The organism is Pseudoalteromonas issachenkonii, assembly GCF_002310795.1.
GTDB lineage: Bacteria > Pseudomonadota > Gammaproteobacteria > Enterobacterales > Alteromonadaceae > Pseudoalteromonas > Pseudoalteromonas tetraodonis.
In genome coordinates this window covers 202,200-214,925 of the sequence record NZ_CP011031.1, presented here as the reverse complement: position 1 = coordinate 214,925, position 12,726 = coordinate 202,200, and the positions used below count along the sequence as shown (strand labels likewise).

Below are 12,726 nucleotides of genomic sequence, written 5' to 3'. Positions count from 1 at the left end.
GCTATGTTTTCAGAATCTCCTATAAAACGCAGAAAATCCACACGCATAAATGTGGGTAATGTTCCTATTGGTGATGGTGCACCTATTGCCGTGCAGTCGATGACCAACACAGATACGATGGACGTTGATGCCACTGTAGCCCAAATTCAAGCTATTCAAGATGCCGGTGCAGATATTGTTCGCGTGTCAGTACCGACCATGGATGCCGCTGAGGCATTTAAAAGTATTAAAGAGCAAGTGTCGATACCCCTTGTCGCCGATATCCACTTTGACTATCGCATTGCATTAAAAGTAGCAAAATACGGTGTTGATTGTTTGCGTATCAACCCAGGCAACATTGGTAGTGAAGAGCGTATTAGAGCGGTAGTTGATTCAGCGCGTGAGCATAACATTCCTATTCGAATAGGGGTAAATGGCGGCTCACTTGAGCGCGATTTACAAGAGAAATACGGCGAACCTACTCCAGAAGCCCTATTAGAATCGGCTATGCGCCACGTAGATATATTACGCCGTTTAGACTTTGATCAATTTAAAATTTCAGTAAAAGCATCAGACGTATTTTTAGCGGTAGGCGCGTATCGCTTGCTCGCTAAAGAAATCGACCAACCACTGCATTTAGGAATAACCGAAGCTGGCGGCATGCGCTCTGGCTCTGTTAAATCGGCCGTTGGTTTAGGGATGTTATTAGCAGAAGGCATTGGTGATACGCTGCGCGTATCTCTCGCTGCAGACCCAGTACAAGAAATAAAAGTTGGCTTTGATATATTAAAATCACTGCGTATTCGCTCGCGCGGGATTAACTTTATTGCTTGCCCAAGCTGTTCACGCCAAGAGTTTGATGTGGTGAGCACCATGAACCAACTTGAAGAACGTTTAGAAGACATTATTGAACCGGTTTCAGTGTCTGTAATTGGCTGTGTTGTTAACGGCCCAGGCGAAGCGCTAGTCAGTGATATTGGCCTTGCCGGTGCAAACCGTCGCTCAGGCTTATACATAAATGGCGAACGCCAAAAAGCCCGTATTGATAACAATAATATTGTTGATCAGCTCGAAGGCTATGTGCGCGATTTTATCGAGCAAAAGCAGCAACAAACACCAATCGATATAAAAATCGTAGAGTGATTTAAACGCCAGCAATATGCATTCAATTGACTTTTTTAGTAGCGGCATTCACAGCGCAGTACAAATTACATACACACCGCTATACTCGCAATTACCTTGTAGTTAGGGTTATAATGCGCGGTCGATTTTTTAGTTTTACGTAGTTGCAGTCTAAGACTGCACATAAACAGATTTAGGATTTATCAGTGGCAAAACAAATTCAGGCAGTTCGCGGTATGAACGATTGCCTGCCAGGCGATACGCAAGTTTGGCAGAAAGTAGAGCACATTTTACGCGAGACCGTATCATCGTTTGGTTATCAAGAAATTCGTTTTCCAATTGTAGAATCAACCGACCTATTTAAACGCTCTATTGGTGAAGTAACCGATATTGTAGAAAAAGAAATGTACACCTTTGCCGATCGTAACGGTGATAATTTAACTCTGCGCCCTGAGGGTACCGCGGTGTGTGTACGTGCAGGTAACGAAAATGGCCTGTTATACAATCAAGAACAACGCCTTTGGTACATGGGCCCTATGTTTCGTCATGAACGCCCACAAAAAGGTCGTTACCGTCAATTTCACCAATTTGGTTTAGAAACCTTTGGTATTGCCAGCGCCGATATAGACGCTGAAGTTATATTGCTCACGGCGCAACTTTGGGAAGCATTTGGCATAAGCAATCATGTACGCTTAGAGCTTAACTCATTAGGCTCAAATGAAGCTCGCGCGCAGTACCGTGATGCCTTAATTGCCTTCTTAGAACAACATACCGATGTACTAGATGAAGACTCTAAGCGTCGTATGTACTCTAACCCGCTGCGCGTTTTGGATACTAAAAACCCAGATATACAGGCAATATTAGTGGATGCGCCAAAATTATCTGAACATTTAGATACTGAATCAAAAGAACATTTTGAAAATTTATGTGAACGATTAGATGCCGCAGGCGTCAAATACACGGTTAATGAAAAGCTAGTTCGTGGCTTAGATTATTACAACCGTACTGTATTTGAATGGGTAACCGATAGCTTAGGTGCACAAGGTACAGTATGTGCCGGTGGTCGTTATGATGGCTTAGTTGAGCAATTAGGCGGTAAATCAACCCCAGCAGTTGGTTTTGCAATGGGATTAGAGCGCCTAGTTTTACTACTTCAAGCACTTGAATGTGTAGGTGACATACGCCGTAGTGCTGATGTATATTTAGCAGCCATGGGCGACAAAGCCAGCATTCAAGCCCCTATTATTGCATCTACGTTACGTCGAGACGTACCTGGATTACGCGTTATGGTGCATGCTGGCGGTGGTAACTTTAAAAAACAATTAAAACGTGCTGATAAAAGCGATGCATTAGTCGCGGTTATTATCGGTGAAGATGAATTAGAGCAAGGCGTTGTGACCATAAAGTATTTACGTGAGCGTAAAGAACAAGTCACATTAGAACTAGAACAAGCTAAAGCGCTACTTGCAGAACTAATTAATAGCTAAAATTACATAAAGCGCAGCGAGTAAAGCGCTTTAATAGAGGTAAGCATGGAAATTTATTCAACTGAAGAACAACAAGCAGAAGCGATTAAACGCTTTTTTCGTGAAAACGGCCTATCACTTGCTTTAGGTGTAATTGTTGGCTTAGGTGGTTTGTACGGTTGGAAGGCCTACAACCAGAACCAAATAACAACAGCAGAGCAAGCATCTGATGCTTACACTAAGCTTGTTGAAAGTGATGACGTATTAGCCTCTGCTGATGCCTTCATCAGTGAAAATAAAGACACTCAGTACGCAACTTTAGCGGCATTTATTGCTGCAAAAGAAGCGGTAGATGCACAAAAATTAGATGTAGCGAATGAAAAGCTAAGCTGGATTGTATCAAATGTCGATAACGCGCAGCTAAAAGCCATTGCAACTACGCGTTTAGCGCGTGTGCAAATTGCTCAACAACAATACGATGATGCATTAACTACATTAAATTCACCATTGCCAGAGGCATTTAATGCAAATGTTGCAGAGTTAAAAGGCGATATTTACACTCAGCAAGGCAATAAAGAACAAGCACGCGTAGCCTACCAAGCTGCGGTTGATGCCGGTGGATTAACCAGCAATCCTCTATTACAAATTAAGTTAGATGACCTAGCAGTAACTAGCCCAGCGGCATAAGGTTTTAGGCATGAGAAAAATAACAACAGCAACGCTCGCCCTTTGTATGGCAACACTTATGGGCTGTTCATCAAGTGATGATGAAGAAGAACTGGTACTTCCTGAAATAGCCAATCAGTTTGAAACAGAAGTTGTTTGGCAAGAATCAATAGGTAGCGGTGTAGAGCATTACTTCTCACGTTTATCACCAGCTGTTTATAAAGATACTGTGTATGTAGCGAGTCGCGAAGGCCAAGTAGAAGCGTTATCACTTGCCAATGGTGATACGCTTTGGGAAACCGATGTTCGTCATGATTTATCGTTTTGGCCTTGGAGCGATAACGATAGTGCAAAATTATCAGGCGGAATATTACAAGCTTATGGTAAAATCTATTTAGGTTCAGAACATGGCTATATCATTGCCCTTGATCGTGAGACAGGTAAAGAGGTATGGCGTAAAAAAGTGCCAGGCGAATCACTGTCTAAACCTGCTGCAGGCGATGGTTTAGTGTTTGTTAATTTAGCATCAGGTAAGTTACTGGCCCTGCATCCTGATACGGGTGAAGAGCGCTGGAGCTTTGAGCAAGAAGTGCCAGCACTTACCTTACGCGGTCAAAGTTCACCAACCGTCGCTAATGGTGGTGTGTTGGTTGGCCTTGAAACAGGTAAGCTCAGTGTTTTAATTTCTGAGAGCGGCTACTCAGCGTGGAGCGCAGAAATTGCAGTAGCAAAAGGCGCATCAGAGTTTGAGCGTTTAGTTGATGTTGATACACAACCACTTATTAGTGGCCCGTTTGCTTATGCGATTGCATACAATGGTAACTTATCAGCAGTTGATATTCGTTCTGGTAATGTTGTATGGAAACGTGAATACAGCAGCTACCGTGAAATTGCCATGGATTTGCAAACAATTTACGTTGTTGATAGTAACGGCGTTGTTTATGCACTTGATAAAGATTCAGGCATTGAACGTTGGAGCCAACCCGCTCTTCGTGGCTGGTACTTAACAGGCCCAGCGGTTGCCGGTAATTATTTAGCGTTAGGTGACCAAGAAGGCAATTTGCATTGGTTAAATAAGGACACTGGCGAGCTAGTATCTCGTGAAGACTTTGACAGCTCAGGTTTTTTTGTTGAGCCTGTTGTTGCTGACGATAAGTTGATTTTATACACCCGTGATGGTGAAGTTAGCGCGGTAAAAATACCAAACTAACTTACTAATAGTCATATAGTTTTTTGTAAGGCTTCGCACTGCGAAGCCTTTTGTTGTTTTTTAAAGAGGTAGTTTATGCTTCCCGTGATCGCTCTTGTAGGGCGACCCAATGTGGGCAAATCCACATTATTTAACCGTTTAACACGTACTCGTGATGCACTCGTTGCCGACTTTCCTGGCTTAACGCGTGATAGAAAATATGGCCAAGCAAATTACGATGGCTTTGAATTTATCGTGGTAGATACGGGCGGTATTGATGGCTCAGAAGAAGGTATCGAAACCGAAATGGCTGATCAGTCATTACTAGCCATTGAAGAAGCGGATATTGTTTTATTTTTAGTTGATGCTCGCGTAGGTATGACAGTGGCTGACCAAGCTATTGCTAACCACTTACGTAAGCAAGAGAAAAAGTGCTTTGTGGTAGCCAATAAAACAGACGGCATTGATGCTGACTCGAACTGTGCTGAGTTTTATCAACTTTCACTCGGTGAAGTTCATCATATCGCTGCCGCTCATGGTCGTGGTATTACTTTACTGCTTGAGCAAACACTTCAGCCAGTTATTGCTGAACTTGCCGCACTTGATGAAGATGTAGCCGATGACGATGAAGAACTTATCGACTTATATCAAGAAGGTGAAGAAGATGACACAGATCACCAAGCGTTTGCCGACAAGCCGGTAAAGCTGGCTATTATTGGTCGTCCTAACGTTGGTAAGTCAACCCTGACTAACCGTATACTGGGTGAAGATCGCGTTATTGTATACGATATGCCAGGTACAACGCGCGACTCTATCTATATTCCGATGACCCGTAATGATAAAGAATATATTCTTATCGATACAGCCGGTGTGCGTAAACGCAAAAAAGTAAGTGACGTGGTTGAGAAGTTCTCAGTCATTAAAACACTACAAGCAATCGAAGATTGTAACGTGGTGCTATTAGTGGTTGATGCCCGCGATGGTATTTCAGATCAAGATTTAAGCTTATTAGGCTTTGCCCTTAACTCAGGGCGCTCATTGGTAATTGCCGTGAACAAGTGGGATGGCCTAGACAACTACGTTAAAGATCGTATTAAAACTGAGCTTGATCGTCGTTTGGGCTTTATTGATTTTGCCCGCTTGCACTTTATCTCTGCGCTACATGGTACGGGTGTTGGTCATTTATTTGAATCAGTTGACGAAGCGTATGAGTCGGCAACTAAACGTATAAGCACCGCTATGCTGCGTCGTATTATGGACATGGCACAAGCGGATCACCAGCCGCCACTTGTTCGCGGTCGTCGTGTTAAGCTTAAATATGCGCATGCTGGGGGTTATAATCCGCCGCGTATCGTCATTCATGGTAACCAAGTTCATGATTTACCTGATAGCTACAAACGCTACCTAATGAACTACTACCGTAAAGCACTTAAGATTATGGGTACGCCAATCAAAATTGAATTTAGAGAAGGCGATAACCCATTTGCAGGGCGTACTAATAAAGTAACCCTGTCGCAAAAACGTAAAATTCGTGCGTTTAGTAAAGAAAACCGCAATAAGTCATAACGATTTTGATTAAGTCAGTTTAATAAAACGGCGTACTTTATAGTACGCCGTTTTTTATGATTCAAAATTAATTAATGCTAATTGCACCAGCCGTTCAACTGTGGTGCCTTGAACATTTTTAGGCGCTTTGGGGTAATATTTTGATTTTGGCGGCTTAATAGTTATAAACCCATGATTGGTGGCCATTTCATGGGCTAGCAGTTTTCGTTCTTTGGGTGTTAAATGGTTTTCGTGTATTTTGCTTAATTCGCCACTATCAAGCCATATTCCTGCACAGCTTGGGCATTCATCTATTTCAACTGCTTTTAGCGGTGAAAAATACCTACGCATCATCACTATGCTTGGGCATTTAGGGCAATTTACTCGCATTGCGACTTCACCCTCACCTTCGGCATAATTACTCAAATACTTAAGTAAAACCTGACCATGTTTTAACTCTGGCGAGCTAAATTTAAAAATTTGGCTGTTATCGAAAAAAACGCCGCCTAACGACGATGTATAAACAGTGATACCGCCAACTAATATAGGCTCCAATGGTGTATTTGTTCGAGGGCACAACATTTTCAAAAATCCTTTTTATTTTAATACCTAAAGTTAAATAGTTATTCTAACGCTTTGTGTATCAGGCCAATTAATGGTGTGTGACCTGCCAATACAAACTCATGTGCATTATCTGACATTTTTTTCCAAGTACAGCGAGTAATCCCAATCCATTTTTCTTCATCATAATCGGATTTCGAACCTGCAAAGCTAAGCATGAAATGCTCAATAAATATTTGGGTGTTGGCTATTCGCCTTATCGGTTAGCAAAATACGTTATTAAATATCGCCACCCCAATATGTTTTATTTTAAACACCAGTAAAACAATAAGCTAGACTGCTGTTAAAAACCAACGCATTAATTGAGTGAACTTGTTATTATCATAAAATCAGCGCGCATAAATAATAATTAAAATTTTAAAAAGTGAAATTCAACATGCTAAAAAAAACAATTTTAGCTATTGCCTTAGCAGCCACCTCGCTGCCAAGCTTAGCCGACAGTAACAGCGATTTAAAAACCATTATTGATAACCACTGGCAAAACGCCAAAGCTGAGAAAATATTTTTTAGAACTGATCCTGATGGTTGGAAGCCCAACGGCCCCCTACCCGATTGGAGCGAGCAAGCCATTGCGAAGCGCCAAGCTTACAACAACAGCGTACTAAAAAACTTAGCCAGCATTGATCCTAAAACGCTCAATAGCGAGCAGTTAATGAACTACCGCTTGTTTAAATATGAGCGAGAAACCGAGCAGCAAAGCTACCTTTACCAAGATAAATACTTTCCGGTTAATTTTTTAAGTGGCTGGCATACTTACTTTGCAGAAGCGCCGGCTAACATGGCCTTTTTAACCGCCGAGGATTACGATGCCTTTTTAGTGAGCCTTGGTGATTACCCGCGCTTTAATCAGCAAAACATTAATTTAATGAAGCAAGGCATTCAAACTGGTTTTACCCACTACTGCGAAACGTTTAAAAATTATGGCCAAAGTATTAGCGCCCATATAGTTAAACAACCTGAGAATAGCGCCTTATATGAGCCATTTACCCGTATCCCTAATACATTTAGCGCAGCGCAAAAAGAAACTTACCAAAATAAAGCTAAAGCGTTAATTGCCTCAAAAGTTGTGCCTGCTTATCAGCACTTTTACGACTTTTTTGAAAACGAATATATGTCACATTGTAGATCGCAGCCGGGTATTACAAGTATTAAAGGGGGCCTTGATTATTACAAGTACACGGTTAATTATTACACCACAACTAACGCTACACCTAAACAAATTCATGAACTTGGTCTAAAAGAAGTGGCGCGCATCAAAGCGCAAATGCAAAGTATTATTGATAAAGTTGGCTTTGATGGCAGCTATAGCGAGTTTTTAGAATTTTTGGCAACCGATGAGCAGTTTTACGCAAAAGACGCCCAAGACTTGCTCGAAAAAACCGCCTTTATAACCCAAAAAATGTATGGCAAACTCCCTACTTACTTTGGCCACTTACCGCGCAATACTTTTACTATTAAAGGCTCAGCGAGTCGTGGCGCATTTTATATGCCACCGCCAGATAATCGTTCACCGGGGACTTACTTTTTAGCCTCAACTCCAAAACTGCAGCCTTTATATAATTTAGAAGCACTTAGCCTACACGAAGCCATACCTGGGCATCATTTACAAAACGCCATTGCTATGGAATTAGACGTTCCTGAGTTTAGACGCACACTGAGCCACTCTGCTTTTGGCGAAGGCTGGGCACTTTATACAGAGCGTTTAGGTAAAGAAGCGGGCTTTTACCAAAGCCCGTACAGCGATTTTGGCCGTTTAGGCTACGAAATGTGGCGCGCAGTGCGCTTAGTGGTTGATACCGGTATTCATGCCTTTGGCTGGAGCCGCCAAAAGGCGATTGATTATTTGGCTGATCATACCGCTTTGCCACAAAGCGCAGTGGAAGATCAAATAGACCGCTATATTTCTTGGCCAGGCCAAGCGCTTTCATACAAAATGGGCGAAATTAAAATACGCGAACTACGTGCCAAAGCAGAAAAACAGCTAGGCGCACAATTTGATATACGCAGCTTTCACGATACCGTTATTGGTCAAGGTTCACTCCCTATGGCGGTACTTGAAGATGTAATTAATGACTGGATAGCACAGCAAAAATCAGCTATTTAAAATAAAGCTAGAACAAATTGAGAGGCGGTATTGTTACCGCCTCTTTTTAAAACCCTATTAAACACCTCAAAACTAATCCCTACCCGCTTTTGCTTCGTAAAGTTAATGATTTTAAAAACCAGAGCTTAAGTATGAAAAAACGTATTCTGTATTGGCTGCAAAATGATTTGCGCATTGATGACAACCCCATACTCAATGATTTATCACAACAACAATGTGAACTTGATATCGTATTTGTGATCAATCCTGCTTGGTTTAAAAGCAATAACTATCAACAAAAACCCTATGGTGTACATAAACAACGCTTTTTAATGCAAAGCCTATACGAGCTACAGGAGTCTGTTTTAGGGCTTGGCCAAACCTTGCATATTTTAGAAGGCGATCCGGTAAAGGTATTCACACAGCGTATTAATGAGCTTGGCATTGATGAAGTTGTTTATAGCGAGCAAATAGGCGTTTATGAGCAACGCCAAATTACCGCAGTTAAATCGAAATGCGCCACTGTGGTATTTAAATCTGTGATGCAAGACACCTTATATCAACAGCAACAACTGCCCTTTGAACTTGCTGATTTACCAACCGGCTTTACCCCTTTTAGAAAAAAGATTGAAGCCACTGGTATCAGTTTATCCTCAGTGCCGTTCTCAGCAAAAAGACTTCCACCGCCTATTATTTTATGTGCTAAACAGCCTATATCAGAGCCGCCAACAGGAAACTCTTTACTCCAAGGTGGACACAAAGCCGGCCTTACGCATTGTCTACAGTACTTTTCATCAGCTTTACCAAGCAGCTATAAAATCACCCGTAATGAGCTGGATGGCTTTGATAACTCAACTAAATTTAGTAGCTGGCTGGCTTTTGGTTGCATTAGTGCCAAGCAAATTTTTTGTGCAGTCGATGCCTATGAAGCGCAGCATGGGGAAAATGAATCAACTTACTGGATTAAGTTTGAATTACTCTGGCGTGAGTATTTTAAGTGGCATGCAATTAATGTGAAGCATCAGTTATTTACTTTTAAAGGTAAAAAACAAAGCTCGCCACTTACCACTTTTAGCCCGAATCGTTTTGCTAAATGGTGCCAAGGCAGTACCCCTTATCCGCTAGTTAACGCTATTATGAAGGAGCTTAACGCAACGGGCTTTATCACTAACCGTTCACGACAAATTGCAGCCAGCTGTTTGGTCAACGAACTACAACTAGACTGGCGCTATGGCGCTGCTTACTTTGAACAACAACTTATTGATTACGATGTAGCCGCTAATTGGGGCAACTGGCAATATATTGCTGGAGTTGGCGTAGATCCGCGCGGCGGACGTCACTTTAATTTGCAAAAACAAACCCAGCAATATGATCCGCACGGTGAATATATTGCCAAGTGGCAAGGAAATGAGCACTGCGATGCACAATTAGATGACTTAGACGCCGCTGATTGGCCAGTGTAAAAATAAAACCTCGAACATAATACTGGCTAGCTGACTCTCGTTATAAGCCCAAGGTTAAATCTTGGGCGAGAGTGCCGCTGGGTTTTTCTACTACGCGGTTAACTTCAACCCCGTTATGCTTAATAATAAAAGTGGGGGTATATTGTAAGTCATGCGCTAGAGCAATACCTGCCTCATCACGTTTGTCATAACCGACTGTAACAAAGGTTATTTTCGAAAGTTCAACCTTAGACTCATCAAGTAACTTTATTAATCGAGGTACTTCGCGAGCACTGTCATGACACCAGCTACCTAAAAGCACTAACACCTCTTTACCTACTAATTTTTGCATCAATGCAACGTCTTGGGGTGTAGGCGAAAATGCTTGGTATTGTTTAGCAAATTTATCGTGCTCGCTTAATAAACGCTTAGCAGAAATAACGTCCGAGTGTGGTTTGAGCGTTGCATTCACTGCCAGTGGTAAACTCAACATTAAAAGAAAAATTAATTGTTTAAACATAATCTTATACTTAAATAGTGTTTTAGTTACTATACCCACAATCGAGCTTAAGTAAATAAAAGTTACTTGCTTTTATCCATAAAATCATCCACTTGTGATAAAACGGCTAAGTACTCACGTTTGGCTTCTTTGTTTTGTTCTAATTTATCTAAGTCACCGATTAATGTTACTAATTGCGTATGTGAATAACTCGATGTTGTTCTAAACTCATTCGTCGCCCCCACACCACTGAGTCGTTTTCTTTCATCCATACGATGACTATCTTCATTTTTCTCGAGCCAAATATCGTTAATAACACGAATATTGCTCTCACTGGTGGTTGTTTCTTTTAATTCCTTTTTTAGCTCGTATTGAGATATTTCGGGATTAAACTGATACACTTTTTTATCTACATCCACCTCATGAGCCTGATCAAGGGCAACCAATTCGTTATTTTTTACAGCGGTACCAATAGTGTAATTTTCTTGTTTGTCATAATAATCAGGAGGGATGTCAGAGCGGTTACCTTCTTCATAATTAAAACGCGTGCTCGCCGCTTTATCTTGAGTAACTCCAGTTAACCCTGCTGATTTTTGGTGTTCTGTATTTTGACTCAGCTTTGTGGTGCTTGTTGCTATGTAATCACCTTGATCCATTGCAAAAGAAAATTTCGCATCAAAATCAGCTAACTTAGATATACCATCACCTAAGGAATTTTTATTACTGCTTCCTAGCCCTTGATAACGTGGATCACGGGTGATCATATTGTCAACTAAATTAGCGACAAGCTCGCGTCCATTAGTAAACTGCTTTGTAGCAACTGACTCAATTTCACTGTAGCGCTCAGCGGCTGATGACATACTACTAAACGCACTTTTAAATACAGCCAACCCTTGTTTCATTACTTCATCACTTTTTTGGCCAAACGCCGAACGCGTACTTTTCTCTGAGCTATTGAGCTGGCTATCTTCTAAACTCTTATCGAGCGCTTTTATGTATTGCTGCATTTGGCTTTTGTCTTGAGCGCCAATGGTTGACATATCAAGCGAAAAATCAATGTTGTTCTGTCCATTTACCGATTCAAACTCTAGTATTTGCTGCTCAGAATCCTCATCAAGGGTATAGCTTAAATTAAGCTCATTGTCTTTTCCAAGTAGCGCTCCATCAGCATCGGCAGTATTTCCCTCTGACGTTGAAAAATACAAATCAAAACCCGAAAGTTCTTTGTTATCAAAATTGCTTAGAAAGCTTAAATCTAAATCAGCTTGGTTTGCGGGTACGTAACGACTGTAAGCGCTTTGTTTAGCCTTAAAAAATTCATCCGCCATTTCACCAACACCAGAAAGTACTTGCGTTAATGCTTGGTGTTCAGCCTCAGATAAGTCGCCATCTACTTCATAACTTACGCTAAATTCGTCAGTGGTTTCGCCTGTTTCCTCATCATAACCTTGCGCAGAATGAAGAGTGATTTTAATAACATCACCTTCTTTGGTTTTTACCGAAAGCTCAAACCCATAGTTATCATCATCTTCATATCGCTCGCGGTTAAAACTTTCCATAAAGGGGTCTAGCGAGCGTTCAACACGCTGCTGACTAGACGCTAAAAACGTTTTTTGATTGAACCCAAGCTGCCCCAAGTTTGATAAAATATCGCTAGTGTTAGCATAAGCGCCCTGAATATTTTTTACCGAGCTGTTTAAACGCTCAATTAACTGATCACTACGTTCGTTTTTTAATAAGCCCTCTTGCTGAGAGCTTATTACCGTTCGCAGCGCAACCTCTTCACTGGAGAGTTTATAATTTGAGCCACTGGGTGCGCTGGAAATCGTGAGTAACGAGGATAATTGCTGATTAAGTATTTCATCGACTTGTTCGTCACTAAACTGACTGAGCATTTCATCAGTGATTGTTGCCGTGCTTGGCGCTAAGTGAGCTCTCGATTGTAAGCCTGTGGACACATTGCTGTGGTTTGAATTATTGACTGATTGGGCAAGCAACGCATTTAGGTTAGCATAATTTCCTTGTAGTTTATTAACCATGATTATCCTTAATCTTCAGTACAATTAAGTACTTTGTCGGCCATCTAATTAAAACCTTTAATTCTTTTTTTTATT

At 41.4% G+C, this 12,726-nt stretch carries 10 protein-coding genes and 1 pseudogene; 7 read left to right on the top strand and 4 right to left on the bottom strand.

The window, feature by feature from the left end:
* Positions 1-3: 3 nt before the first annotated feature.
* The 5 genes from ispG (at position 4) to der (ending at position 5,988) form a co-directional block, all read left to right on the top strand.
* Complete coding sequence (gene ispG, locus PISS_RS16635; protein ID WP_013462930.1) at positions 4-1,122, top strand: flavodoxin-dependent (E)-4-hydroxy-3-methylbut-2-enyl-diphosphate synthase; 1,119 nt, start codon at positions 4-6, stop codon at positions 1,120-1,122.
* Positions 1,123-1,307: 185 nt separating this feature from the next.
* Positions 1,308-2,588, top strand: coding sequence for a histidine--tRNA ligase (gene hisS / locus PISS_RS16630; RefSeq protein WP_058155748.1), 1,281 nt, complete (start codon positions 1,308-1,310; stop codon positions 2,586-2,588).
* 45 nt (positions 2,589-2,633) lie between these two features.
* On the top strand, positions 2,634-3,254 hold the full coding sequence (locus PISS_RS16625) for a YfgM family protein (RefSeq protein ID WP_058155746.1): 621 nt from the start codon (positions 2,634-2,636) through the stop codon (positions 3,252-3,254).
* Between the two features lie 10 nt (positions 3,255-3,264).
* Positions 3,265-4,443 carry an outer membrane protein assembly factor BamB gene (bamB, locus tag PISS_RS16620; RefSeq protein ID WP_058155743.1) on the top strand — a complete coding sequence of 393 codons (1,179 nt, stop codon included), beginning with the start codon at positions 3,265-3,267 and terminating at the stop codon, positions 4,441-4,443.
* 75 nt (positions 4,444-4,518) lie between these two features.
* On the top strand, positions 4,519-5,988 hold the full coding sequence (gene der / locus PISS_RS16615; RefSeq protein ID WP_010389444.1) for a ribosome biogenesis GTPase Der: 1,470 nt from the start codon (positions 4,519-4,521) through the stop codon (positions 5,986-5,988).
* Positions 5,989-6,042: 54 nt separating this feature from the next.
* Here the strand turns inward: der and PISS_RS16610 are convergent, their stop codons facing one another.
* Together PISS_RS16610 and PISS_RS18940 are read right to left on the bottom strand one after the other, a co-directional pair.
* Entirely contained in the window at positions 6,043-6,549 is a 507-nt protein-coding gene (locus tag PISS_RS16610) for a TFIIB-type zinc ribbon-containing protein (RefSeq protein ID WP_058155741.1), read from the bottom strand.
* A 41-nt stretch (positions 6,550-6,590) separates the two neighbouring features.
* A pseudogene (locus PISS_RS18940) lies at positions 6,591-6,764 on the bottom strand (DUF4202 domain-containing protein); the annotation flags it as partial.
* A 200-nt stretch (positions 6,765-6,964) separates the two neighbouring features.
* On the opposite strand from PISS_RS18940, the gene PISS_RS16605 reads away from it, so the two are divergent.
* Together PISS_RS16605 and PISS_RS16600 are read left to right on the top strand one after the other, a co-directional pair.
* On the top strand, positions 6,965-8,692 hold the full coding sequence (locus tag PISS_RS16605; RefSeq protein WP_058155740.1) for a DUF885 domain-containing protein: 1,728 nt from the start codon (positions 6,965-6,967) through the stop codon (positions 8,690-8,692).
* 131 nt (positions 8,693-8,823) lie between these two features.
* Positions 8,824-10,134 carry a DASH family cryptochrome gene (locus PISS_RS16600; protein WP_058155739.1) on the top strand — a complete coding sequence of 437 codons (1,311 nt, stop codon included), beginning with the start codon at positions 8,824-8,826 and terminating at the stop codon, positions 10,132-10,134.
* 40 nt (positions 10,135-10,174) lie between these two features.
* Here PISS_RS16600 and PISS_RS16595 read toward each other — a convergent pair whose 3' ends face one another.
* Both PISS_RS16595 and PISS_RS16590 read right to left on the bottom strand, forming a co-directional pair.
* Entirely contained in the window at positions 10,175-10,633 is a 459-nt protein-coding gene (locus tag PISS_RS16595; RefSeq protein WP_058155738.1) for a TlpA family protein disulfide reductase, read from the bottom strand.
* 62 nt (positions 10,634-10,695) lie between these two features.
* Entirely contained in the window at positions 10,696-12,651 is a 1,956-nt protein-coding gene (locus tag PISS_RS16590) for a hypothetical protein (RefSeq protein ID WP_058155736.1), read from the bottom strand.
* Between the last annotated feature and the right edge of the window lie 75 nt (positions 12,652-12,726).

What these genes read in the sequence shown, in the direction of transcription:
- ispG (WP_013462930.1), top strand. Translation starts at nt 4, where the DNA reads ATGTTTTCAGAATCTCCTATAAAACGCAGAAAATCCACACGCATAAAT.
- PISS_RS16625 (WP_058155746.1), top strand. Translation starts at nt 2,634, where the DNA reads ATGGAAATTTATTCAACTGAAGAACAACAAGCAGAAGCGATTAAACGC.
- bamB (WP_058155743.1), top strand. Translation starts at nt 3,265, where the DNA reads ATGAGAAAAATAACAACAGCAACGCTCGCCCTTTGTATGGCAACACTT.
- der (WP_010389444.1), top strand. Translation starts at nt 4,519, where the DNA reads ATGCTTCCCGTGATCGCTCTTGTAGGGCGACCCAATGTGGGCAAATCC.
- PISS_RS16610 (WP_058155741.1), bottom strand. Translation starts at nt 6,549, where the DNA reads ATGTTGTGCCCTCGAACAAATACACCATTGGAGCCTATATTAGTTGGC.
- PISS_RS16605 (WP_058155740.1), top strand. Translation starts at nt 6,965, where the DNA reads ATGCTAAAAAAAACAATTTTAGCTATTGCCTTAGCAGCCACCTCGCTG.
- PISS_RS16600 (WP_058155739.1), top strand. Translation starts at nt 8,824, where the DNA reads ATGAAAAAACGTATTCTGTATTGGCTGCAAAATGATTTGCGCATTGAT.
- PISS_RS16595 (WP_058155738.1), bottom strand. Translation starts at nt 10,633, where the DNA reads ATGTTTAAACAATTAATTTTTCTTTTAATGTTGAGTTTACCACTGGCA.
- PISS_RS16590 (WP_058155736.1), bottom strand. Translation starts at nt 12,651, where the DNA reads ATGGTTAATAAACTACAAGGAAATTATGCTAACCTAAATGCGTTGCTT.